Annotated in this window: 24 protein-coding genes and 1 tRNA gene; 20 read left to right on the plus strand and 5 right to left on the minus strand. The window is 68.6% G+C overall.

What is annotated here, in order from left to right; genetic code table 11:
- Positions 1 to 38: 38 nt before the first annotated feature.
- Positions 39 to 1496 (minus strand): NADP-dependent phosphogluconate dehydrogenase, encoded by a 1458-nt coding sequence (gene gndA / locus BLW00_RS16175; RefSeq protein WP_092555945.1) that lies wholly within the window; start codon positions 1494 to 1496, stop codon positions 39 to 41.
- Between the two features lie 216 nt (positions 1497 to 1712).
- Here gndA and BLW00_RS16180 point away from each other — a divergent pair, with 216 nt between their 5' ends.
- Complete coding sequence (locus BLW00_RS16180) at positions 1713 to 2336, plus strand: 50S ribosomal protein L25/general stress protein Ctc (RefSeq protein WP_092555947.1); 624 nt, start codon at positions 1713 to 1715, stop codon at positions 2334 to 2336.
- A 39-nt stretch (positions 2337 to 2375) separates the two neighbouring features.
- Positions 2376 to 2966 (plus strand): aminoacyl-tRNA hydrolase, encoded by a 591-nt coding sequence (pth, locus tag BLW00_RS16185; protein WP_092555949.1) that lies wholly within the window; start codon positions 2376 to 2378, stop codon positions 2964 to 2966.
- Between the two features lie 33 nt (positions 2967 to 2999).
- Here the strand turns inward: pth and BLW00_RS16190 are convergent, their stop codons facing one another.
- Positions 3000 to 3713, minus strand: a complete 714-nt coding sequence (locus tag BLW00_RS16190; RefSeq protein WP_092555951.1) for a DUF6264 family protein — start codon at positions 3711 to 3713, stop codon at positions 3000 to 3002.
- Between the two features lie 108 nt (positions 3714 to 3821).
- On the opposite strand from BLW00_RS16190, the gene mfd reads away from it, so the two are divergent.
- From mfd to BLW00_RS16255, 13 genes are all read left to right on the plus strand, one after another.
- Positions 3822 to 7460 (plus strand): transcription-repair coupling factor, encoded by a 3639-nt coding sequence (gene mfd, locus BLW00_RS16195; protein WP_092555953.1) that lies wholly within the window; start codon positions 3822 to 3824, stop codon positions 7458 to 7460.
- 9 nt (positions 7461 to 7469) lie between these two features.
- On the plus strand, positions 7470 to 8138 hold the full coding sequence (locus tag BLW00_RS16200; protein ID WP_092555955.1) for a MazG family protein: 669 nt from the start codon (positions 7470 to 7472) through the stop codon (positions 8136 to 8138).
- A gap of 58 nt (positions 8139 to 8196) precedes the next feature.
- Entirely contained in the window at positions 8197 to 9981 is a 1785-nt protein-coding gene (locus BLW00_RS16205; protein ID WP_092555957.1) for a cell wall-binding repeat-containing protein, read from the plus strand.
- Positions 9982 to 10061: 80 nt separating this feature from the next.
- Positions 10062 to 11357 (plus strand): histidine--tRNA ligase, encoded by a 1296-nt coding sequence (gene hisS / locus BLW00_RS16210; protein ID WP_092555959.1) that lies wholly within the window; start codon positions 10062 to 10064, stop codon positions 11355 to 11357.
- 56 nt (positions 11358 to 11413) lie between these two features.
- Entirely contained in the window at positions 11414 to 11896 is a 483-nt protein-coding gene (locus tag BLW00_RS16215; RefSeq protein WP_245741629.1) for a MarR family winged helix-turn-helix transcriptional regulator, read from the plus strand.
- 2 nt (positions 11897 to 11898) lie between these two features.
- Entirely contained in the window at positions 11899 to 13152 is a 1254-nt protein-coding gene (locus tag BLW00_RS16220; protein ID WP_092555961.1) for an MFS transporter, read from the plus strand.
- Positions 13153 to 13229: 77 nt separating this feature from the next.
- Positions 13230 to 13418, plus strand: coding sequence for a hypothetical protein (locus tag BLW00_RS16225; protein WP_092555963.1), 189 nt, complete (start codon positions 13230 to 13232; stop codon positions 13416 to 13418).
- Positions 13419 to 13499: 81 nt separating this feature from the next.
- On the plus strand, positions 13500 to 14780 hold the full coding sequence (eno, locus tag BLW00_RS16230; RefSeq protein WP_092555965.1) for a phosphopyruvate hydratase: 1281 nt from the start codon (positions 13500 to 13502) through the stop codon (positions 14778 to 14780).
- 35 nt (positions 14781 to 14815) lie between these two features.
- Entirely contained in the window at positions 14816 to 15334 is a 519-nt protein-coding gene (locus BLW00_RS16235) for an FtsB family cell division protein (protein ID WP_092555967.1), read from the plus strand.
- Positions 15331 to 15846 carry a DUF501 domain-containing protein gene (locus BLW00_RS16240; protein ID WP_092555969.1) on the plus strand — a complete coding sequence of 172 codons (516 nt, stop codon included), beginning with the start codon at positions 15331 to 15333 and terminating at the stop codon, positions 15844 to 15846. Before BLW00_RS16235 ends, BLW00_RS16240 begins: the two co-directional genes overlap by 4 nt.
- On the plus strand, positions 15846 to 17120 hold the full coding sequence (locus BLW00_RS16245; RefSeq protein WP_092555971.1) for a S8 family peptidase: 1275 nt from the start codon (positions 15846 to 15848) through the stop codon (positions 17118 to 17120). The genes BLW00_RS16240 and BLW00_RS16245 overlap by 1 nt, the downstream gene beginning before the upstream one ends.
- Positions 17121 to 17164: 44 nt before the next feature.
- Positions 17165 to 18670, plus strand: a complete 1506-nt coding sequence (locus BLW00_RS16250) for an NAD(P)/FAD-dependent oxidoreductase (protein ID WP_092555973.1) — start codon at positions 17165 to 17167, stop codon at positions 18668 to 18670.
- A 74-nt stretch (positions 18671 to 18744) separates the two neighbouring features.
- A tRNA-Leu gene (locus BLW00_RS16255) sits at positions 18745 to 18818 on the plus strand.
- 26 nt (positions 18819 to 18844) lie between these two features.
- Here the strand turns inward: BLW00_RS16255 and BLW00_RS23525 are convergent.
- The gene (locus BLW00_RS23525; protein WP_175494318.1) at positions 18845 to 19009 is read right to left on the minus strand and encodes a hypothetical protein; all 165 of its coding nucleotides are present in this window, start codon (positions 19007 to 19009) and stop codon (positions 18845 to 18847) included.
- Positions 19010 to 19163: 154 nt separating this feature from the next.
- Here BLW00_RS23525 and BLW00_RS23530 point away from each other — a divergent pair, with 154 nt between their 5' ends.
- From BLW00_RS23530 to BLW00_RS16265, 3 genes are all read left to right on the plus strand, one after another.
- Positions 19164 to 19460, plus strand: coding sequence for a hypothetical protein (locus BLW00_RS23530; protein WP_175494319.1), 297 nt, complete (start codon positions 19164 to 19166; stop codon positions 19458 to 19460).
- Between the two features lie 73 nt (positions 19461 to 19533).
- Positions 19534 to 20271: a nucleotidyltransferase domain-containing protein gene (locus BLW00_RS16260; protein ID WP_175494320.1), complete on the plus strand. Its 738-nt coding sequence runs from the start codon at positions 19534 to 19536 to the stop codon at positions 20269 to 20271.
- Positions 20268 to 20762: a phosphatase domain-containing protein gene (locus BLW00_RS16265; RefSeq protein WP_092555977.1), complete on the plus strand. Its 495-nt coding sequence runs from the start codon at positions 20268 to 20270 to the stop codon at positions 20760 to 20762. Before BLW00_RS16260 ends, BLW00_RS16265 begins: the two co-directional genes overlap by 4 nt.
- Here BLW00_RS16265 and BLW00_RS16270 read toward each other — a convergent pair whose 3' ends face one another.
- Positions 20763 to 22364 carry a hypothetical protein gene (locus BLW00_RS16270; RefSeq protein WP_139256745.1) on the minus strand — a complete coding sequence of 534 codons (1602 nt, stop codon included), beginning with the start codon at positions 22362 to 22364 and terminating at the stop codon, positions 20763 to 20765.
- 160 nt (positions 22365 to 22524) lie between these two features.
- Between BLW00_RS16270 and BLW00_RS16275 the strand changes: the two genes are divergently transcribed.
- Both BLW00_RS16275 and fgd read left to right on the plus strand, forming a co-directional pair.
- Positions 22525 to 22869 carry a hypothetical protein gene (locus tag BLW00_RS16275; protein ID WP_139256746.1) on the plus strand — a complete coding sequence of 115 codons (345 nt, stop codon included), beginning with the start codon at positions 22525 to 22527 and terminating at the stop codon, positions 22867 to 22869.
- A gap of 44 nt (positions 22870 to 22913) precedes the next feature.
- A complete protein-coding gene (gene fgd / locus BLW00_RS16280) occupies positions 22914 to 23924 on the plus strand; it encodes a glucose-6-phosphate dehydrogenase (coenzyme-F420) (RefSeq protein ID WP_092555983.1) in 1011 nt (336 codons plus the stop codon).
- On the opposite strand, the gene BLW00_RS16285 is transcribed toward fgd, so the two are convergent.
- Entirely contained in the window at positions 23869 to 24120 is a 252-nt protein-coding gene (locus BLW00_RS16285; protein WP_092555985.1) for a hypothetical protein, read from the minus strand. The genes fgd and BLW00_RS16285 overlap by 56 nt on opposite strands.
- Positions 24121 to 24136 lie beyond the last annotated feature (16 nt).

Raw genomic sequence — 24136 nt, forward strand, 5'->3', positions numbered from 1 at the left:
GGGAAGGACGTTTGGGGGCAAGATCTCCGGGTGAAAACCTAGTGGGTCGAAGGCACCGTCGCGATCTCGCTGCGGTCGCCCGACCAGAGGGTGTGGAAGACGCCCTCTTCGTCGACGCGCTTGTAGGTGTGGGCGCCGAAGAAGTCGCGCTGTCCCTGCACGAGGGCGGCCGGAAGGCGCTTCGACGCGAGCGAGTCGTAGTACGACAGGGCCGATCCGAATCCGGGAACGGGCACGCCCGAGAGCGCAGCGGTCGAGACGACGCGGCGCCAGGCCTCTTCACCCGACGCGACCGCGGCGGCGAAGTACGGGTCTTCGAGCAGCGAGGTGATGTCGGGGTTGTTCTGGTAGGCCTCGACGATCCGGTTGAGGAACTGGGCGCGGATGATGCAGCCCGCCCGCCAGATCTTCGCCACGGCGCCCTTGTCGATGTCCCAGCCGTACTGCTTCGCCCCGGCGATGATCTCGTCGAAGCCCTGCGCGTAAGCCACGACCTTCGACGCGTAGAGCGCGGCACGGATGTCGTCGGCGAAGGTGTCGACGTCGACCTCGACGACCGAGGGCCGCGAGGTGATGGTGGCCTGCACGGCCGAACGCTGCTCGGGGTGCGACGACACCGAGCGGGCGAAGACCGCTTCGGCGATGCCGCCGACCGGGGTGCCGAGATCGAGGGCGTTCTGCACGGTCCAGGCGCCGGTGCCCTTCGCGCCGGCCTGGTCGAGCACGATGTCGACGAACGGCTTGCCCGTCTTCGCGTCGACCTGCTTGAGCACCTCGGCGGTGATCTCGATCAGATACGACTCCAGGTCGCCGGAGTTCCACGTCGTGAAGACCTCGGCCAGTTCGGCCGGGGAGCGCTTGGTGATGGTGCGGAGCAGGTCGTAGGCCTCGGCGATGAGCTGCATGTCGGCGTACTCGATGCCGTTGTGCACCATCTTCACGAAGTGTCCGGCGCCGTCGGTGCCGATGTGGGTGACGCAGGGCTCGCCCTCGGCGACCGCGGCGATCGAGGCGAGGATCGGACCGAGCGTCTTGTAGGCCTCCGCGGTGCCACCGGGCATGATCGAGGGGCCGTTCAGCGCGCCTTCCTCGCCGCCCGAGATGCCCGTCCCGACGAAGTGGATGCCCTTCGCCGAGACATCCTTCTCCCGGCGGATCGTGTCGTGGAAGTTCGCGTTGCCGCCGTCGACGATGATGTCGCCCGGCTCGAAGCGCTCGGCGAGCTCGGAGATGACCGCATCCGTTCCGGCGCCCGCCTGCACCATGATGATCGCGGTGCGGGGCTTTGCGAGCGAGGCGACGAAGTCGTCGACCGACTCCGAGGCCACGAATCCGGCCTCAGGATGCTCGGACACCAGTTTGCGGGTGCGCTCGGGGCTGCGGTTGTAGACAGCGACGGTGTTGCCTTCACGGCTGGCGAGGTTGCGGGCGAGGTTCGATCCCATCACCGCCATTCCGACGACTCCGATATTGGCGGTTCCAGCAGGCGTAGACATGGCTGATGCTCCTCGTGAAGTTGGGACACTCTCAGCGTAGTAGAGCGGATGCGCTAGGCTGGGCCACTGAACTTCGGCGAGGGATGCACGCCCCTGAGCGCGCATCCGTTATCGACGCGGTGGATGAGGCTTTCGCACGTCTTTCCTCTCGCTTCATGCGGTCGAGTTGAACAATCACAACAGTGCGGGCTGAATCGGCTCGCGAAGGAGCACACAATGGCAGACGACACCCGGGTCTCCGCGGAGACCCGCACCACCTTCGGCAAGGGCGCTGCGCGCCGCATCCGCGCCGCCGGCAAGATCCCCGCCGTGATCTACGGACACGGCACCGAGCCCCAGCACGTGACCCTCCCGGGCCACCAGGTCGGCCTCATCCTGCGCAAGGCCAACGCGGTGCTCGAACTCGACATCGAGGGCAAGGAGCAGCTCGCCCTGGTCAAAGACGTGCAGAAGGACCCCGTTCTCCAGATCATCGAGCACATCGACCTCATCGTCGTGCGCAAGGGTGAGAAGGTTCAGGTCGAGGTCCCGATCCACCTCGAGGGCGAGTCGTACTCGGGCACCATCGCCACGCAGGACGCCTCGACCATCCTGGTCGAGGTCGAGGCCACCAACATCCCGGAGCGCATCGTCGTCTCGATCGAGGGCCTCGAAGAGGGCACCCTCATCCACGCGAAGGACGTCGAGCTCCCCAAGGGTTCGACTCTGATCAGCGACGAAGACCTCGTCATCGTCGGGATCACCGTACCGGCTGCGGTCGAGAGCGAAGAGAACGCCGCCACCGAGGGCGAGTCGGGGTCGGCCGAGGCCGAGTCCGCGTCCGACGAGAGCGCCGAGTAGTCCTTCCGCTCCGCACCGCATTCGAGAACCTCTGACGACGTGAGTACGGATCTCTGGCTCGTGGTCGGGCTCGGCAACCCCGGGCCCGGCTACGCCGCCAACCGTCACAACGTGGGGCAGATGGTGGTCGCCGAGCTGGCGAACCGGATGCGCGCGACCTTCACGTCGCACAAGGCCAACGCCGTCGTGGCCGAGGGCCGGCTCGTTCCGGGCGGCCCTCGGTTCGTGCTGGCCAAGGCCAACACCTACATGAACGTGTCCGGCGGCCCGGTCAACGCGCTGATGAAGTACTACGATGTCGCGCCCGACCATGTGATCGTGGTGCACGACGAGCTCGACATCCCGTTCGACACGGTGAAGCTCAAGGCCGGAGGCGGCCACGGCGGACACAACGGGCTGCGCGACATCATCGGGGCATCGGGCAGCGCCGACTTCATCCGGGTTCGTGTCGGCATCGGCCGCCCACCCGGTCGGCAGCAGGCCGCCGACTTCGTGCTGCAGAATTTCTCCTCCACGGAGCGGGAGACGCTGCCGAACCTCATCGTCGACGCCGCCGACGCGGTCGAACTGATCGCCTCGGAGGGACTGACGGCGGCGCAGCTCAAGGTGCACACCGCGCCGCCCGCTTGACCCTCCCGCCGGAAGTGTCCGGGCGTCGGCGCGTCAGCGCTGGAGCAACTCCGGCGCCGCCGCGAAGAGCACGGCGTAGAACACGATCACACTCGCGATCGGCGCGAGCACGCTGCAGACGATCGCCAGGATGCCGAATCCGCGGCCTCGGTTGCTCGCCGTCGCGACGATGCCCTGCACGAGGGCCCAGAGTCCGAAGACCACGGCGAAGAGGATCGTGGCGATCACGCCCACCCCCGCGCCGGAGACCGCGGCCATCTGATCGGCCGGGATCTCCGAGACGTCGATGCTGCCGTTCGCGTAGTAGGTCATCAGGGGCGAGATGCCCTGGGCCACGAATCCGCTGGCGATCGGTGAACCGATGAGCACCACGAGGCCCACGACGAATGCGATGACGCCGACCGTCTTCGGTCGGGCGGCGGCGGGCGCCAGGGCCTGGCCCGGATAGGCGTAGCCGGGCGCGGAGGTGCCGAGCGGGCTCTGGTAGCCGGTGTACTGCGGTGCCGAACCGTACTGCGGTGCCGAACCGTACTGCGGTGCTGAACCGTACTGCGGCCCGGAACCGTACTGCGGAGCGACGGGCGCCGGCGTGACCGGGGCCGGGGGAGCGGGCGGAGCCGGTGTGCCGGACGTCGGCGCGTACTCGCCGAAGCGGGGCCGTTCGCGTTCCGGTGCTGCCGGGGGTGCGGCAGGCACATCGGCGGCAGGGTCGGCCGGGGTGGGGTCGTCGGGTGGCGTCGTGGTCACGGTGTCCTCGGGGTTCGTTCGTGCTGTTCGCTGCAGGCAGCTGTCGCCCAGACTCTACTCGCCGCCTCCGCTGCCGGAGTGTCGGCACCCCCGCGTAAGATTGCCGGAGTGATGCTTCAAGGCTTGATCCCGGCGCTTTCGCGCGCCTCCACGTTCGAGAAAGCCTTGGCCGAGGCCGGGCGCAACGCCGATTTCTCTTTGCCCGAGGGTCTGCGCGCGCCGCTACTGGCGGCGATGCTGCGGCGCCGGGTCGAGCGCGGGCTGCCCGAGGCCCTGATGGTCGTCACCGCGACGGGCCGCGAGTCGGAGAAACTCCGCGAGTCGCTCGCCGGCTTCCTGCCCGAGGCGCAGATCGTCGAATTCCCGGCCTGGGAGACGCTGCCGCACGAGCGGCTCAGCCCGAGCGCCGAGATCGTGGGCAAGCGCATCGACGCCCTCCGCCGCCTGGTCGACTGGCAGCGGGCGACGGATGCCGCGGCGGCCGACCCCGGCGCCACCGCTGCTCCGGCTCCCATCGTGGTGGTCGCATCCGTTCGCGCCGCCCTGCAGCCGATCGCGTCGAACCTCACCGAGCTCGACCCCATCGACCTGGTGCGCGGCGGCCGTGGCTTCGACCTGTCGGCCCTCAGCCGCCAGCTCGTCGAGCTCGCCTACTCCCGGGTCGACATGGTCACCCGGCGCGGGGAGTACGCGGTGCGCGGCGGCATCCTCGACGTGTTCCCGCCCATCGCCGAGCATCCGTTCCGCGTCGACTTCTTCGGCGACGAGGTGGAGGAGATCCGCGCCTTCTCCGTGGCCGACCAGCGGTCGCTGCCCGACGACGTCGAGAGCGTGAGCCTGCCGCCGAGCCGCGAGCTGCTGCTGAGCGAGGCCGTCCGGCAGCGTGCCCGCGAGATGCAGCACGAGTTCCCGAGTCTCGCGGGCATGCTCGAGAAGATCTCGGCCGGCATCCCGGTCGAGGGCATGGAGTCGCTGGCTCCGGCACTGCTCGATGAGCTCGTGACCGTGGCGCACTACCTGCCGGCCGGAGCGGCCATCGCCGTGGTGTCGCCCGAGCGGGTCGCCACCCGGGCCGTGAACCTCTCGGAGACGAACCGCGAGTTCCTGGCCGCCGCCTGGACCGCCGCCACCGCCGGCGCCGAAGCACCGATCGACCTGGAGTCGGGCGAGTTCATCACCCTCAACCAGCTCCGCGACGCGGCCGGCACCGGCCGGGCCTGGTGGACGCTCAGCGAATTCCAACAGGGACCGGCCGAGGAGGACATCCTCCCCGAGCACCGCGAGATCGAGGAGCATCTCACCATCCGCATCGCCGCCGACGCGGTGCCGAGTTTCTCGGGCAATGCCGACGGCGCGATCGAGCACGTGTCACGTCGCCTCGCCGACGGCTGGACGGTCGTGGTCGTCGCCCAGGGTCAGGGCCTCGTCGAGCGCGCCGCCGACGTGCTGTCGGAACGGGAGATCCCGGCCCGGATGGTCGACGACTTCCCGGCCGATGCCGAGCCGCGGATGGCCTATCTCATCCGCAGCGCGGTGGAGCACGGCTTCGAGCTGCCGGAACTCAAGCTCGCCCTGATCGGCGAGACCGAGTTCTACGGCCGCACCGCGGGCTACGACACGCGCCAGGTGAAGAAGCTCGCGAGTCGCCGCAAGAACGTGGTCGACCCGTTGCAGCTCAAAGCCGGCGACTTCGTGGTGCATCAGACCCATGGCATCGGCAAGTTCCTCGAACTGACCCAGCGCGAGGTCTCGTCGGGCGGCCGCAACGCGGTGAAGACCACCCGCGAATACCTGGTGATCGAGTATGCGCCCTCCAAGCGCGGCTACCCGGGCGACAAGCTCTACGTGCCCACCGACCAGCTCGACCTGCTGAGCCGCTACGTGGGCGGCGAGGCACCGGCGCTCAGCAAGATGGGCGGCAGCGACTGGGCCCAGGCCAAGGGCAAGGCCCGCAAGGCGGTGCGCGACATCGCGGTGGAGCTGGTGAAGCTCTACTCGGCCCGGATGGCGTCGAAGGGCTACGCCTTCGGCCCCGACACCCCGTGGCAGCACGAGCTGGAAGAGGCGTTCCCCTTCCAGGAGACGCCCGATCAGCTCACGGTGATCGACGAGGTGAAGGCCGACATGGAGCGGCCGATCCCGATGGACCGTCTGCTGAGCGGCGACGTGGGATTCGGCAAGACCGAGATCGCGGTGCGCGCGGCTTTCAAGGCGGTGCAGGACGGCAAGCAGGTGGCCATGCTCGTGCCCACCACTCTGCTCGTGCGGCAGCACCTCGAGACCTTCCAGGAGCGTTTCGCCGGGTTCCCGGTGCACCTCAAGGCGCTCAGCCGGTTCCAGACCGAGAAGGAGTCACGCGAGACCATCAAGGGGCTCGCCGACGGCACGGTCGACGTCGTCATCGCGACCCACCGCATCCTGGCCGACAACATCGCCTTCAAAGACCTCGGGCTCCTCATCATCGACGAGGAGCAGCGCTTCGGTGTGGAGCACAAAGACCAGCTGAAGAAGCTCAAGACGAACGTCGACATCCTCGCGATGAGCGCGACGCCGATCCCGCGCACGCTCGAGATGGCGGTGACCGGCATCCGCGAGATGTCGACCTTGGCCACGCCGCCGGAGGACCGGCATCCGATTCTCACCTTCGTGGGGCCCTACTCCGACAAGCAGGTGGGCGCCGCCATCCGGCGCGAGCTGCTGCGGGAGGGGCAGGTGTTCTTCGTGCACAACCGGGTGTCGTCGATCAACCGCGTCGCCGCCCAGATCGCCGAGCTCGTGCCCGAGGCGCGGGTGGCGGTGGCGCACGGTCAGATGAACGAGCACGTGCTGGAGCAGGTGATCGTGGACTTCTGGGAGCGCAAGTTCGACGTGCTCGTGTCGACCACCATCATCGAGACCGGAATCGACATCGCCAACGCGAACACGCTGATCGTGGATCGGGCCGACAAGTACGGGCTCAGCCAGCTGCACCAGCTGCGCGGGCGCGTGGGCCGTGGGCGCGAACGGGCATACGCGTATCTGTTGTTCGACGAGCACAAGCCCCTGTCGGAGACGGCCAACGACCGCCTCTCGACGCTCGCGGCCAACAACGAGCTGGGATCGGGCATCCAGGTGGCGCTGAAAGACCTGGAGATCCGTGGTGCCGGCAACCTGCTCGGCGGCGAGCAGGCCGGGCACATCGCGGGGGTCGGTTTCGACCTGTACCTGCGGATGATCGGCGAGGCCGTCTCGACGTTCCGCGGCGACGTCGCCGAGGGGCAGACCGAGCTGCGGCTCGAGCTGCCGGTGGACGCGCACATCCCCGAGGACTACGTCGACAGCGAGCGGTTGCGGCTCGAGGCCTATCAGAAGCTCTCCACGGCCAGTGCGCCGACGGCGTCCGACGACTCGATCGACCGGGTGATCGAGGAGCTCACCGACCGCTACGGTGAGCCGCCGGTGCAGGTGTCGAACCTCATCGCGGTGTCGCGGCTGCGGCGCCAGGCGCAGAAGGCGGGGCTCAGCGAGGTGGTGACGATGGGGTCGAACCTGCGGGTGGCCACGGCCGAGCTCGCCGACTCGATCCAGGTGCGGTTGCAGCGGATGTATCCGGGCGCGAAGTACTTCGCCCAGACCGCCGCGGTCTCCGTGCCGATGCCCGTGGTCGATGGCAAGCCCCTGCCCGACGCCGAGCTCATCGCCTGGACCCAGGGCCTCCTCGACGCCATCTTCCCGCCCGCGAAGGTGCCGGTCGCCGAGGCGAAATAGGCTGGCCTCATGGCCGAGATCCCGGATGCCCCCACCAAGCTCGATCAGCTCGTCGAAGTGACCGCGGTGCTGCGGGCGCCCGGCGGATGCCCGTGGGATGCCGATCAGACGCACGCCTCGCTCGTGCAGTACCTCGTGGAGGAGACGCACGAGCTGATCGAGGCGATCGAGTCCGGCAGCCGCGAGGAGATGATCGAGGAGCTCGGCGACGTGCTCTACCAGGTGATCTTCCACGCCGACATCGCCTCCCACACGCCCGGTGAGGACTTCGACATCCAGGACGTCGCGGAGCACATGACCCAGAAGATGGTGGGGCGGCATCCGCATGTCTTCGGCGATCTGGAGCTGGAGTCGGCCGACGACGTCGTAGCCGCCTGGGATGGCTTCAAGGCGGCCGAGAAACCCTCGCGCACGAGCGTGCTCGACGGCATCCCGCTCGGCATGCCGTCGCTGGCCCTGGCCGACAAGCTGCTGGGCCGGGCCCAGAAGGTCGGCGTGCTCGACCAAGATGCGCCGTCGATCGTTCCCGTGCAGAACGAGGACGAACTGGGTGGTCTGCTGCTCGCGATCGTCGCGTCGGCGAAATCGCAGGGCCTCGACGCCGAGCGGGCCCTTCGCGCGACCCTCCGGGGCCTCCGCGAGGAGATCGCGGCCGCGGAGTCGACCCTCGATACTTGACGGCCCTCAACGACCGCTACACTCAACCGACGAGTGTCGATCAACGGGGGAGTGACAGATGCGGTTGAGTATGCGGCTGGCAGGAGCAGCAGCGGCTGCGGTGGTTCTGATGGCGGGCTTCGCTGCTCCTGCGAATGCGGCGCCACCGGCACCGGCGTCCGTCGCCTTCACCCAGAACGTGACGCCGATGCTCGATTCCATCAACGCCTCGTGGGGATCGTTCATGGCGCCGACCGTCGGCGGATTCATGGTGTCCGACGACACCACGGCGTTGCAAGTGACCCTCCCCTCGCAACTCTCGAGCCATTTCGCGGAGTCGTGGGACTATGCCGTACGAACCCGTGAGGCCGCACAGACGCTCGTGAGCGGTGCCGTCGGAAGCACCAGCGGAACGTTCACCGTGCCGGTGCCGCAATCGCTGCAGGGCTTTTCCGAACTCGAGCTCCTCGTGACCAACGGCTACAACACCGGATCGGTCGCCGTGCCGGTCACTTTGAACGCCATCCTGCACGTGCACTCGGATCTGAACTCGACATCGGCAGCCATCCCTCTCACGAAGGCGACCGCGACCTCGTACGGCCGCACGTCGTCGTTCGGGTCGTCACCGGTGAACGCGGACGTCGTGGCGGGTCAGACCATCACGATCACCTCCCCTCCTGGCTCCTGGACGCATGGCCCGGACGGCGACTGGGCGACACCGGGAGCGATCTCCGTCAGCCTGTTCGCTCCCGGGGGAGGGGGATTCTTCGGAATCACCACCGGCACGGCCTCGCCCGACGGATCGACCGTCACGGTCCAGATCCCCAGGAGCCCTCTGACTCCGTACTTCCCTGATGGAGCGACCTCGCGCTCGGTCACCGTGCAGGTCACCCTGCCCCAGGCTCCTCACTCTCCGGCCAGCTTCAACGTTCAGGCCTACATGAACGTGTTGCCGCCCACCGGTCCGGTCACGGATCGCATCAGTGGTGCCGATCGATACGAGGTCGCACTCGGTCTCTCCTACCGGTCGTACCCGCAAGGAGCCGACACCGCCTTCGTCGTGACCGGCGAGAACTATCCCGACGCCCTTTCCGCGGCGCCAGCGGCCGTTCACCGCGGTGCCCCACTTCTGCTGACCCCCTCGGGATCGCTGCTGCCGTCAGTCAAAGCCGAACTCCAACGACTCGGCGTCAAAGACGTCTACGTGGTGGGCGGGGTGAACTCCGTGTCGGAGTCGGTGGTCTCGCAGATCGAGGGCATCGGCGCCACCGTGCACCGCATCGCGGGCGCCGACCGCTACGAGGCCTCGCGGGCCGTGGCTTCCGGAACGTTCGCCGACAGCCACTCGGGCCTGGCCTACATCGCCACCGGAGCGAACTTCCCCGACGCGCTCGCCGCCGGAGGGGCCGCAGGCCACGCGGATGCCCCGGTGATCCTCGTCAACGGCGGCGCTCCGAGGCTGGACGACGCGACGAAGCAGCAACTCGTCGACCTGGGCGTCACGAGAATCAAGATCGCGGGCGGTCCGAACTCGGTTTCTACGGGGATCGAGCACGACCTCTCGCTCATTGCTCCGACCACGCGGCTCTGGGGCGCGGACCGCATCGAGGCCGCTGCCGCCATCAACCTGGACGCCTATGGCACGAGCGATCGCGCCTTCGTCGTGACGGGCTACAAGTTCCCCGATGCTCTGGCCGGCGCTGCCTGGGCCGGAAAGCTCGGTGCGCCGCTGTACGTCTCCGTGCCGGACTGCATACCCACAGCGGTCACGGGCGCCCTGGCGCAGCAGAGTGTGAAGCAGTTGACACTCATCGGTGGATTGGCTTCCTTGTCCTCGAACGTGCAGGAGTACGTCGAGTGCTGACCGGAGCGATGTCTGCGCTACCGCCGATGACGGCGGCACCCGGGATCGGGGCGGCTCGCACGAGTCGGTAATCTGGACGAATGGCTTCTCCCGTCTCACCCCCTCGCGGCATGCGCGACTTCCTGCCCGCCGAGAAGGCGAAGCGCGAGCGCGCGCTCGGCCTCATCCGCGCGAGCTATGCGGCGCACGGCTTCGACGAGATCGAGACCCCGGTCGTCGAGGACTTCGGGCGCCTGCACTCGGGCCTCGGCGGCGACAACGAGAAGCTCGCTTTCAACGTCATGAAGCGGGGTCTGGATGCCGCGGCTCTCCAGGCGGCCGCCGAAGCCGACGATCCCGACCAGCTGGCCGACCTCGGCCTGCGCTTCGACCTCACCGTGCCCCTGGCCCGCTTCTACGCCACCCACCGCGCGAACCTCCCACAGGTGTTCCGCGCGGTGCAGATCGCTCCGGTCTGGCGCGCCGAGCGCCCGCAGAAGGGCCGCTACCGCCAGTTCGTGCAGTGCGACATCGACATCATCGGCGAAGCCGGCATCCTCGCCGAGATCGAACTCCTCACCGCCACCCTCGCCACCCTCGACTCGCTGGGACTCGAGGGCTGCAGCATCCGCATCAACGACCGCCGGCTGCTGATCGGGATGCTCGAGGCGTTCGGATTCGCCGCCGAGGAGCACGCATCCGTTCTGATCACCGTCGACAAGCTCGACAAGGTCGGCCCCACCGGCGTGGTCGAGGAGTTGCGGAGCCGTGAGGCGACCCCTGCTGCGGTCGAGGCCATCGAGGCGTACTTCGCCGGTGCGCCCGTGCTCGCGCAGGCAGTCGGACTCACCGGGTCGGAGGTCGCCGCAGCGCTTCCCGCCGGGGTGGCTCCGGATGCGGTAGCCGAACTGGTGTCGATCGGCGCGGCCCTCCGCGAAGCCGGCGTCGAGGGCGTGCTGAAATTCGATCCCTTCCTCGTGCGCGGCATGGGCTACTACACCGGCACGATCTTCGAGATCGAGCACCCCGACTTCTCGTTCTCGCTCGGCGGTGGCGGCCGCTACGACGGCATGATCGGCCGCTTCCTCGGCGAGGAGGTGCCCGCCTGCGGCTTCTCGATCGGTTTCGAACGCATCATCGATCTGATCGACGAGCCCGAGGCCGCGCACGCCGAGGCGATCGTGCTGGTGCACGACAAGGCCGCCGACCCCACCCGGCTGCTCTCGCTGAAGGCGCAGCTCGTCGCCCGCGGAGCCCGGGTGCGTCTGGAACGCCGCACCAAGAACCTCACTCCGCTGCTCGACCGAGCCGCTGCAGCGGGGTTCACGAGCTTCGCGCTGGTGGGCTGGGACACGACGGATGCCGCCGAGCTCGACCTCAAATCGCTCTCGGCTTAACGCCGAAAACGGCCGTGGTGACAGATGCATAGCTGAGCTATGTATAGTAGTTGACCGTGAACAACGAAATCACCTCCACCAGCACAGCCACCCGATCCGAACTCTCCGAACTCCTCTCCGACCTCGTGTCGGTGACGAACCGCCTCACCCGCATCGCCGCCCAGGCCACGGGCGAGTCGACCTCTCCCGCCACCTGGCGAACCCTCAGCGTGCTGAGCTCCTTCGGCCCGATGCGCCTCGGCGAGCTCGCCAAGCAGAGCCGCGTCTCGCAGCCCACGATGACCAAGATCGTCGCGAACCTCAATGAGGTCGAATGGATCCGCCGCATCGCGGACGTCGACGACGCCCGCGCCTGGCAGATCGCTCTCGCCCCGAAGGGCATCAAGGCGCTCGACGAATGGCGCGACCGTCTGGGCTCCGCTCTCGCGCCGCTCTTCACCGACCTCGACCACGAGGAGATCGACGTGATCAGCCGGGCGGTCGACCTCCTCCACGAGTGCACCGACGTGCGGGCGGCAGACGTCGTGAAGGCCGCCTGAGGATGACCGCAGCGGCGGAGAAGTCGACCACGGCCGGCGCCCCGGCGAAGAAGAACCCGATCCTGCACCAGCCCAAGGCCGTCTGGGCCGTGGCGTTCGCGTGCGTCATCGCGTTCATGGGCATCGGCCTGGTCGACCCGATCCTGCCGGCCATCGCGGACAGCCTGCACGCCACGCCCACCCAGACGAGCCTGCTGTTCACGAGCTACCTGCTCATCACGGGCTTCGCGATGCTCTTCACGAGCTGGCTCTCCACCCGCATCGGCGCCCGCAAGACGCTGCTCTTCGGTCTCGCACTGATCGTCGTCTTCGCTCTCGCCGCCGGGCTCTCGCAGAACGTGGAGTCGGTCATCGGCTTCCGCGCCGGCTGGGGCCTCGGCAACGCCCTCTTCATCTCGACCGCGCTGGCGACGATCGTCGGCGCGGCGAGCGGCGGCGCGAGCTCGGCCATCATCCTCTACGAGGCGGCGCTCGGCCTCGGCATCGCGATCGGCCCGCTGCTCGGCGGACTCCTGGGTTCGATCAGCTGGCGCGGCCCGTTCTTCGGCACCTCGGTTCTGATGGCGATCGGCTTCATCGCCATCGCCACCCTGATGAAGAAGGAGACAGCGCGGCCCACCCCGACCCCGCTCTCCGCTCCCTTCAAGGCGCTCACCCGGCCCGCCTTGGCCGTGCTCGCCGTGGCCGCGCTGTTCTACAACATCGGCTTCTTCATCCTGCTCGCCTACACACCGTTCCCGCTCGGTCTCGACGCGATGGGATTGGGGCTCACCTTCTTCGGCTGGGGCCTCGCCGTGGCCATCACCTCGGTCTGGGTGGCCCCGCTGCTCACCCGGCGGCTCCCGCGCACCCGCGTGCTCTGGGCGGTGCTTCTCCTGCTGGCACTCGACCTCGTCGCCGCCGGGCTCTTCGTGTCGAGCACGGTGGGCCTGATCGTCGCCGTGATCGTGGGCGGAGCCCTGCTCGGTGTGATGAACACCGTGCTCACCGAATCGGTGATGGCGGCGACCGATCTGCCGCGGCCGGTAGCGTCGTCGGCCTATTCCGCTGTGCGCTTCATCGGCGGCGCGGTCGCTCCTCCTGTCGCCTCGTTGATCGCCGTCGCCTTCGCGGCGGCCACCCCGTTCTACGTGGCGGCCGGATCGGTGGTCGTCGCCTCGCTCATCGTCATCGTCGGTCACCGCCTCATCGCGCATGTCGATCACGAAGAAGAAGGCGAGATCGAAGAGGCCGAGGCGATCACCGCGGGGGAGTAGCGCAGCGCCCGGCGAACCCGTGAGTACCGCCGACACCCTGGGCCCTGTGACCTCCGACGACCGACACGATCGAACGGATGGAGAGCACCCGCCGAGGCGTCCACGCCGGTTGCGCCGACACCCTCGCCGGCTGGAGCGAGAACGACCTCGCCCCGTTCGTGCGTCTGCTCGGCGCCGTCAACGACGGGATCGAGCGGCGACGACGACCCTGCGCACCGAGAGAGGCCCCAGGATGCCGGGCGGTCGAGACGGCTGCGAATCGTTAGACTAGCCAGCGGCGGGCGCACGGTCAGCGCTCCCGCCCTGCCTGAACGCATCTGTTCGAAAACCTGAGGAGAAAACCACCCGTGGCACTCATCGAAGCCGTTGGCGCTCGCGAAATTCTTGACTCCCGAGGGAACCCGACCGTCGAGGTCGAGGTTCTGCTCGAAGACGGCGTCGTCTCGCGCGCCGCTGTTCCGTCCGGCGCGTCCACCGGCGCCTTCGAAGCCTACGAGCTGCGCGACGGCGACAAGGGCCGCTACCTCGGCAAGGGCGTGGAGAAGGCCGTCGACGCCGTCATCGACGAGATCGGCCCGGCCATCGAGGGCTTCGACGCCACCGACCAGCGTCTCGTCGACGCCGCGCTCATCGCGCTCGACGGCACCGAGAACAAGAAGCGCCTCGGCGCCAACGCCATCCTCGGTGTGTCGCTGGCCGTGGCCCGCGCTGCAGCCGACTCGGCCGACCTGCCGCTGTTCCGCTACGTCGGCGGACCCAACGCGCACACCCTGCCCGTGCCGCTGATGAACATCGTGAACGGTGGCGCGCACGCCGACACCGGGGTCGACATCCAGGAGTTCATGGCTGTTCCGCTCGGCGCCGAGACCTTCTCCGAGGCGCTCCGCTGGGGCGTCGAGACCTACCACTCGCTCAAGTCGCTGCTGAAGTCGAAGGGCCTCTCCACCGGCCTCGGCGACGAGGGCGGTTTCGCCCCCGAGCTCCCCAACAACCGCGAGGCGCTCGACTTCATCCTCGAGGCCATCACCCAGGCCGGATTCACCCCCGGCAAGGATGTCGCGCTCGCGCTCGACTGCGCTGCCTCGGAGTTCTTCGACGGCGGGGTCTACAACTTCGAAGGCCAGAAGCGCACGGCTGAAGAGATGTCGGCCTACTACGCCGACCTCGTGGCGAACTACCCGCTGGTCTCGATCGAAGACCCGCTGAACGAAGACGACTGGGACGGCTGGGCGCACCTCACCTCCGAGATCGGCTCGAAGGTGCAGCTGGTGGGCGACGACCTGTTCGTCACCAACCCGGCCCGCCTCGCCACCGGCATCGCCCGCGGCACCGGCAACTCGATCCTGGTGAAGGTGAACCAGATCGGCACGCTCACCGAGACGCTCGACGCTGTCGCCCTGGCCCAGCGCTCCGGCTACACCGCCATCCTCTCGCACCGCTCCGGCGAGACCGAGGACACCACGATCGCCGACCTCGCGGTCGCCGTCGACGCCGGCCAGATCAAGACCGGTGCGCCTGCCCGGAGCGAGCGCGTGGCTAAGTACAATCAGTTGCTGAGGATCGAAGAAGAACTCGCCGAAGCGGCGGTCTACGCCGGTCGCGGCGCGTTCCCTCGTTTCTCCGCCTAGGCATCCCGCCCAGGAGTCGATCGAAGGTAGTTCTCATGCGGCAGCGCACACCGAAGACCCGGCCCGCCCGGGTGCCGGTGGCGCTGCCGCAGAACTCCCCCGGGGGCGCTCCGGCGCCGGGGAGCTGGCTGCGCAGCATCCGCTTCTCCGGATTCACGGTGCTGATGTTCGTGGTCATCGTGATGTTCGTGATCATCATCGCTCCCGGCCTCCGCGTCTACATCGAGCAGCGCCAGGAGCTCGCGGCACTTCAGGCGGCCGTGGATGCGAAGTCGGAGCAGAACGACGACCTGACCTCGCAGATCGCCCGCTGGAGCGATCCGGCCTACATCAAGGCCGAAGCCCGCGACCGGCTCTACTACGTGATGCCGGGCGAGACCAGCTTCCTCATCATCGACGACGTGCCGAGCGCGGGGTCGACGGATGCGCCGGTGAGCGACTCCATCACCACCACGAACGTCGACTGGCTGTCGTCGCTGTTCGCCTCCGGCATGACCGCGGGCCTCTCCACCCAGACACCCGAAGAGCTGCAGTCGAACGGAACCGTGCAATGACCACCCCGCCTTTCGAGCCGGCCAGCGAGCACGACCTGGCGGTCGCCTCCGCTCAGCTCGGGCGGCCGGTGCGGAACGTGCTGGGCATCGCCGCGCGCTGTGTCTGTGGCAACCCCACGGTCGTGGCCACTGCTCCTCGCCTGGCCGACGGCACCCCCTTCCCCACCCTCTATTACCTGTCGCACCCGGCCGCCACTGCCGCGATGAGCGACCTCGAGGCCGAGCACGTCATGGTGGAGCTGCAGGATGCGCTGGCCGACGAGGCACTGTCGGCCCAGTATCACTCGGCGCATCAGGCCTATCTGGCCGACCGCTCCGTCTTCGGAGAGGTGCCGGAGATCGCGGGCATCTCGGCCGGTGGGATGCCCACTCGGGTGAAGTGCCTGCACGCCCTCGCCGCTCACGCTCTGGCGGCGGGCCCCGGTGTGAACCCGATCGGTGATCTCGCCCTGGCGCGCGGCGACTGGTCGCCCGAGGTCTGCGAGTGCGTCGACTACCTGATCGACGCCTGATGCGACGGCGCCGAGTGCACGGTGGTCGGCCGGCTCTCCTCGTCGGCGCGTTCGCGGCGGTGTGTGTCGTGGGCATCGCGCCGGTCGGCGCCGTGCTGCCGGCGCGCGCCGACTCGATCCGTGACATGGAGTACTGGCTCGGCGACTACGGCTTCAGCGACGCCTGGGACACGACTCGCGGTGCCGGCGCCACGGTTGCGGTGATCGACACCGGGGTCGACGGCAGCGTCGCCGAACTGCAGGGCGCCGTGGTCGACGGCACGGATGTCTCGGGCATCGGCTCGACGAACGGCCAGACCCCGGTGGGCGAGAGCTCCGAACACGGCACGATGGTGGCCTCGCTCATCGCGGGACGCGGCACGGGCGACGGGAACGGCGTGATCGGCGTCGCACCCGAGGCATCGCTGCTCTCGATCTCGGTGGCGCTGGGCACGGGATCGGTCGACTCCGACGAACAGATCGCGCACGCCGTGCGCTGGGCGGTCGACCACGGGGCCGACGTGATCAACATGTCGCTCACCCGCAACAGCCTCGACTGGCCGCAGAGCTGGGACGACGCGTTCTCCTACGCTTTCGATCACGACGTCGTGGTCGTGGCCGCGGCCGGCAACCGGGGGAGCGGCACCACCGAGGTCGGCGCGCCCGCCACCATTCCGGGGGTCGTCGCCGTCGCGGGTGTCGACAAGGCGGGCGACGCGAGCTTCGACGCGTCCTCGCAGGGCATCACGATCGCCGTCGCCGCTCCCAGCGAGCAGCTGGTCGGCGTGGTGCCGGGCGGCGGCTACGTGCTGTGGGACGGCACGAGCGGCGCGGCGCCCTTGGTCAGCGGGCTGGCGGCCCTGGTGAAGTCGGCCTACCCGGATCTCGACGCGAACAACGTGATCAACCGCATCATCGCCACGGCAGAACCCAAGGGCGATCCGGTGCCGGGGCCGATCTACGGCTACGGGCTGGTCGACGCGGAGGCCGCGGTGACGGCATCCGTCGACCCTGTCGCGGCGAATCCGATCGGCGACCTGGCGGCCTGGATCGCCACCTACCGGCCCGCTTCCGGCGGTGGGTCGCTCGACTCGCTGCTGATCCCACCGCCCTCACCGGCCCCGACGGGAGCGATGTCCGGGTCGGATTCCCCGTCTCGGGGCAGCGATCGACCGGAGGTGTACACTCTCATCCATTGGGCGGTGCCGCTGGGGCTCCTGCTCGGGTTCCTCATCCTGATGGCGACGTTCGCCCTCGGGGCGGTCTCGCATTTCAGAGGGCTGCTTCGCAAGTAGTAGATTGTAACGAAGGCCCCCCCTACCTAGGAGATCGTTTCACTGTGCCCAAGATCCTCATCGTCGGCGGCGGATACGCCGGGTTCTACACTGCGTGGAAGCTCGAGAAGTGGCTGAGGTCCGGCGAGGCCGAGGTCACGGTCGTCGACCCGCTGCCGTACATGACGTACCAGCCCTTCCTGCCTGAGGTGGCGGCCGGATCGATCGAGCCGCGTCACGCGGTGGTCGGCATCCGTCGTCACCTGAAGAAGACCCGCGTGATCGCGGGCAAGGTGACCGGTGTGAACCACGACGCGAAGACGGCCACCATCACTCCCGCCGCCGGTGAGGCGTGGGAGGAGAGCTACGACCAGATCGTGATCACGGCCGGTGCCGTCTCGCGCACCTTCCCGATTCCGGGCGTGGCCGACGAGGCCATCGGGCTCAAGACGATCGAAGAGGCGACCGCGATCCGCGACCGCGTGCTCACCAACTTCGACAAGGCGGCACTCCTGCCGCCCGGCCCCGAACGCGACCGCCTGCTCACCGTCGTGGTGGTCGGCGGAGGCTTCGCGGGCATCGAGGTGTTCGCCGAGCTGCGCTCCTTCGTCAGCGCCCTCGTCGAGACCTACCCCGAGATCGAGTTCGAGGACACCCATTTCCACCTGATCGAGGCGATGGGCCGCATCATGCCCGAGGTGAGCCTGCCCACGTCGCTCTGGGTCATCAAGAACCTGGCCGAGCGCGGGGCTCAGATCCACCTCGACACCCAGCTCAAGTCGGCGGTGGGCGGCGTGATCGAGCTGTCGACCGGTGAGAGCTTCGAGTCCGACCTCATCATCTGGACCGCCGGTGTCATGGCCACGCCCGACATCAAGCACTACGGCCTTCCGCTGGAGGAGCGCGGGCGACTGCGCGTGCGCGCCGACCTGCGGGTCGAGGGCGACGACGGCATCGTCGAAGGCGCCTGGGGTGCTGGCGACGTGAGCGCCGTGCCCGATCTCACGGGTGGCGGCGTCGGCGGATACTGCGTGCCGAACGCCCAGCACGCCGTGCGCCAGGGCAAGCTGCTGGCGAAGAACATCGTGGCCGACCTGCGTGGCGAAGGGGTCAAAGACTACTTCCACAAGAACATGGGTGCGGTCGCCGGTCTCGGTCTCGGCATCGGAGTGTTCCAGTCGGGCAAGCTGGCCATCAAGGGTCTGCCGGCCTGGTTCGCGCACCGTGGCTACCACGGTCTCGCGATGCCGTCGTGGGAGCGCAAGTTCCGCGTGATCTGGGGCTGGGTGAACAACTTCTTCCTCGGCCGCGACAACGTCTCGCTCGAGGCCCGTGTGCACCCGCGCGCCGAGTTCGAGAAGTTCGCGGCGCGCCCGCGTCCGGCGGCTCCGGCCGTCGAGGTCCCTGCTGCACCCGCATCCGCCCCTGAGCCGTCGCCCGCCCTGGTGGGCGCTCCGGCATCGGCGCCCGCTCCCGAAGCAGCCGTCGACGGCGAGTCCTCCGCTCCGGCGGCCAAGGCCCCTCGCGCCACCAAGGCTCGCACCCCGAAGGCGGCTCCGGCCGCCGAGTGACCTCGCCGTGGGGCCTCCCGGCTGCGGCCGGGGGCTCCCGGTACGATGGGGTGCCCGCGGCACGCCGGTGCCTGGCCCCCATAGCCCAATTGGCAGAGGCAGACGACTTAAAATCGTCACAGTGAGGGTTCGAGTCCCTCTGGGGGTACGGCCTCGCCCGCTCGGTCGACCCGATCAGGCGAAGCGCAGAGCCGCGACGACGACCAGACCGGTCACCGCCGCCAGCAGAACCAACCCGGCGAGGATACGGAACGTCCAGCTGCCGGCAAGCCGTTGCCACCCGGTCTCGAGCTCCGGACGGTAGAAGCGGCCCTTGCGGTGGTCGATTCGTCGTTGCATTGTCCGTACGCTACGTGCACCTCCGCTTCCGGATGCGCCGTATCGCCCGGGGTTCACCCCGATCTTCACCCGATGCCGGTGGGTGCGACCGCCTTCCTGCCGTCGGACGGCCTTCGAGGTCGCTCGAGGGGTGCCCGGGCGATACGATGGGCGCATGGTGGGGATCTGGACGCTCGTTCTGTCGATCGTGGTGCTGGCCGGCGGGGTCGCCGCGACGGCGATCGCGTTGCGCAGCGAGAATCAGATCGCGATCATGCTCGCGCTCGACGCGGCCGTGCTGAGCGGCGTCGGTGTGCTGCTCAACGTCTTCTCGGCGGGTGAGCTCCAGCTCACCGCGATCGTCTGCTTCGTCGTGCTCCCCGCCCTCGCCGCCGGCGCCGGGGCGCTCCTCGGGCGGTTCCGTCCGACGCCCCGGATGCGCTACGAATCCACCCAGATCGCCGCTCGCTGAGGCCTCGCCCCGCCCTCTTCGGCGTGTTAGTCTGGCGGACTTTGCAGTTCGTGGAGGTCGAGGAAGGGGCGTCGTGATCGACGACGAGCGGGTGATCGTGAGTGCCGAGTACGGTTCGCGCGCGGTGGGAGTCGCGACCGGCGACTCCGACCGCGACCTGATGAGCGTCTTCCTCGAACCGCCCCGCTTCGTGACAGGCATCGACGCGATCGACACGGTCACGGGCGGCACCGCTGCGGTGGGCGAGCGCTCGACCCGGAATGATACCGACACGGTGAGCTACCCGCTGCGCAAATGGGCGCGTCTCGCGGCCATCGGCAACCCGACAGTGCTCTTCCTGCTGTTCGTTCCGTGCCATGAGGTGATGACCTCCGAGTGGGGGCGCATCCTCGACGTCCGAGACGCCTTCCTCTCGCGTGATGCCGGCCGCCGGTTCGCCGGCTATTCCTGGGGCCAGCGGGAGGCGTTGCTGGGTCTCCGGAACAAGCGCACGAACCGCCCGGAACTGGTGCATCGGCACGGCTACGACACGAAGTTCGCCTACCACATGATCCGCACCGCCCTGCAGGGGATCGAACTGATGAACACCGGAGCGCTCCGGCTGCCGATGGGCCCCGAGGAGGTCGCGCTTCTGCGTTCCATCCGCCGCGGCGCCCTCGACAAGGATGACGTGATCGGCCTGTCGAACGACCTCGACGCCCAGCTGGCGAGCGCGATCGGAGCGTCGGCGTTGCCCGAGAACGCCGATCGCGCGCGCATCAACGCGACCTTGCACGGCATCCATCTCGACGCTTGGCAGGTGCACGTATGACGGCTCAGCCGGCGGTGCCGGACAGGACGGCGGCGGATGCGCGGCCTTCGGTGATCGTCGACATGGACGGAACACTCGCCGACGTCGCCGGCATCCGCCATTACGTGCTCGACGATCTGCACCGTCGCAACTTCGACAAGTTCCACGCGGCCGCGAGCTGGGTGCCGCCGATCGCCGACGTCGTGCGGATCACCCGGGCTCTGCATGGGGCCGGCCTCGGCATCGTCGTGCTGACCTCGCGCACCGAGCGCTGGCGTTACCGCACGCGCGCGTGGCTCGTGAAATGGGAGATCCCGGTCGACGCGCTCGGTATGCGGGCCGAGACCGACACCCGGCGTGACGACGCCGTGAAACGCGACCTGCTCGACCGGATGCGCGCCCTCGGCTACGACCCGGTGCTCGCGATCGACGACAACCCCGTGGTCATCGCCCTCTGGCGCTCCCTGTCGATCCCGACCGTGACCGTGCCGGGCTGGGCGCACGACGACTGACTAGCGATCGCGCTGGAAAGCCGACTTCGGCGCGCTCGAACCCGGGCCCTGCGTCTCGAACTCGTCGACGATGGCTCCGGTCTCGTCGAACTGCCAGCCGAGCACCCGCCAACCCTGCACGCTCACCTTCACCGTCACTCCGTCGACGCTCGCGGTGCTCGGAACATCCAGCGGGCCCTCGAAATACCAGTACTCGGCCGCGGCGAGCTCCTCCGGTGTCTCGATCACCCGGCGGTCGGTGGTGGTGTACACGAAGGCGTTGGCCGGATGCTCCTCGAACACGGCCAGCTTGTCGCCCGCAAGGAGCGCCCGGTAGGGCGCCAGCTCGTCTTCTTCGGCCTGGGCCGCACCGGACAGACGCGACCGGGCGGCGGCGAAGACCGCTTCCATCCGCTCGCGCAGGTCACCGACGCTCGCCGGACCGGAGGCGATCGTGACCGGATGTTCGCCCGGCACCGAGACGACCTTGTCGCGCATCTCCGAGTACTCGGCCTGCTCCCGCAGCACCGCGTCTGCGGCCAGCATCTGACCGGTGTCGAACGGCGGAGTCGAGTCGAGAAGTCCGGCCTCCCAGGTGGTGAGGAGTCGTTCTGCGCGGTCGACGAAGGCCTGCAATGCCGCGGTCGTCTGATCGTCAAACACGGGATCGGGGGCAACGGGGCGGTCGATCCGCCGGGCATACACCGCGTCGACGCCCACCCAGCTCGCCGCGGTCACCGCATCGCCGTAGAACGCGGGGGCGCCGTCGGTGCGCCACGCGCCGTCGAGCGACCCCTCCACGGCCGCGTCGACGAGGATGACCGCCCCGCTGCCCGGGTCGTCTTCGACGGCGCCCTCGGTCGTGATCCGTCCGTCCGACACCTCGAACCGGATGACCCGCGCCACCGTCGAATCCCGCGACAGCGTCACCTGGTACGCACCGTCGTGCTGGTCGAGCAGGTGCCAGTCGCTGCCCCATCCGGAGTCGCGGAGATTGTTCCAGCCGCGCACATCGTCGAACGAGACCGTGATCTCCTGGCCCACCACCGTGCCGTCGTTGGCGGTGAACGCGTGCCGGTTGTCGACGAACGTCGCGCGGGCGATCCGCCGACCCTCGTGGAAGCAGTGTGCTTCGAGTCGAGAGGTGTCGACCTGACCCTTGAGGAAGATCGTGGCCGTGAGCCGAGGGGCGTCGTATTCGTCGACCGCGTTCAGGCAGAGCAGGCCGAGTCCGAGCATCCAGTCGTTGTCGATCGCGTAGCGCTGCTCGCCGTCGAGCGCGACCGCCGTGAGGGAGCCCGTATGGAGCGGCAGATCGACGCCGTCGAGCGCCGAGACGATCCGCAGGGCGAAGGCGACCGTGCCGGGTTCGCCGAGGTCGCCGCCGTCGACCCACCGTTGCAGATCGAGCACCGTGGTCTGCTGGGCGTCGAGTTCGGGAACCGCGACGCGATGCTCGAACCAGGGCGAGCCGTCGGGCCGGGCGACCGACCACACCAGTTCGCCGCCGGCGGGAGCGGGCCCGCGCAGGTGCACCCTGAGCCGTGGATTCCAGCCTTCGGGCCGGAAGCTGCCGAACATTCCAGCACTCGCTCGCAACGCATGCTTGATCACAGTTGTCATTGAGGAATGATCACTTAATCGGATCTGATGCGCAAGCGAGCCGAATGCTCCCGAACGACGTAGCGTGGCGCGTAAGGCGGCTGCGCCCCGGTGCACTGTGGCAGCATGGACGACGGGAGCGAGTGCTCACGACGGTGACGCAGCTCAGGGGGAGACGAGGATGTCGGAATCCCGGATGACGACGGTCGCCGTCGTCGACGCGGACGAGGAGGCGCTGGCTGCGAAAGTCGCGGCCTTGGCGGGTGCGCCCGGGATCGACGTGCGGATCGGAGCCGTCTCGCTCGGTCAATTGCTGACCCATCCGGGATTCCCCCCTGATGTCGTGGTCATCCAGCAGCGCGAGGGCGAGCGGGTCTCGGTGAACTACAAGATCCGCGTCTGCCGCCTCGCCGATGCCCGGGTCATCGTCGTCTCCGACGACGGGCACGAGCTGGCGCCGGATGTCGGTCAACTCATGACTCCCGTGAGATCCTTCGCTCAAGCGGTGGCCCTGATCGCCTCCTGAACCGCTTCCGGATCGGTGTCGGCCACCGGTCATAGACTCGGATCATGACGATTCCCCTTCGCTTCGGCTACAAGGCCTCGGCCGAGCAGTTCGGCCCGACCGAGTTGCTGAACTACGCCGTGCTGGCCGAGCAGGCCGGCTTCGACTCGGTGTTCGTGTCCGACCATTTCCAGCCCTGGAATCATGAGGGAGGTCACGCGCCGGCGGCGATGCCCTGGCTCGGCGCGCTGGGCGCCCGCACCGAACGCATCCTGATGGGGACATCGGTGCTCACGCCGTCGTTCCGTTACCACCCGGGTGTCGTGGCACAGGCGTTCGGCACGCTCGGCGCGATGTTCCCGGGCCGGGTCATCCTCGGCGTCGGCAGCGGGGAGGCGCTCAACGAGGTGGCGCTCGGCATCCCGTGGCCGGAGGTGAAGGAGCGGTTCGCGCGCCTGAAGGAGGCGATCACGATCATCGAGACGCTCTGGAGCGAAGACCGGGTGACGTATGAGGGTCAGTTCTTCCGCACGGAGAATGCGACGATCTACGACAAGCCGGTCACGCCGGTGCCGATCTACATCGGCGCCTCCGGGCCGGCCGCGACCCGCTTGGCCGGCCGGATGGCTTCGGGGTTCATCACGACGTCGGGCAAGGCGCGCGAGCTCTACACCGAGACGCTGCTGCCGGCCCTCGCCGAGGGGATCGAGAAGGCCCATCGCTCGGCCGACGACGTCGACACCCTGATGGAGATGAAGGTGTCGTTCGACCACGACCGCGAAAGGGCGCTGAACGACACCCGGTATTGGGCGCCGCTGGCTCTCACTCCCGAGGAGAAGATGGCGGTCGAAGACCCGATCGAGATGCAGCGACTCGCCGATGCGTTGCCGATCGAGCGCACGGCGGCCCGCTGGATCGTGTCGACCGATCCCGACGAGCATGTCGAGCGCATCCAGTCGTACATCGATCTCGGCTTCCGGCACCTCGTCTTCCACGGGCCGGGAGCGGATCAGGAGCGATTCATCCGGCTCTACGGAGAGGAGATCCTGCCGCGTCTTCGTGCGCGCCACGGGTGAGTGCGGCGAACCACGGGCGGCTGGCCTCGAGTGAGGTCCAGAGCCGGTCGGCGCGCACCTGACCATATCGGCCGGCTTCGAAGACGAGGCGTTCGCGCACCCAGCCGATGGGTTCACGGCGCGAGTCGTTCTGGTCGACCACGAGCCAGTAGTCGGCTCCGATGCGCTGGTAGCGGATGTCGGTGGAATTCGTCATGGATCGGACTCTCCCC

Source organism: Herbiconiux ginsengi (genome assembly GCF_900107435.1).
In the GTDB taxonomy this organism is placed as follows: Bacteria; Actinomycetota; Actinomycetes; order Actinomycetales; family Microbacteriaceae; genus Herbiconiux; species Herbiconiux ginsengi.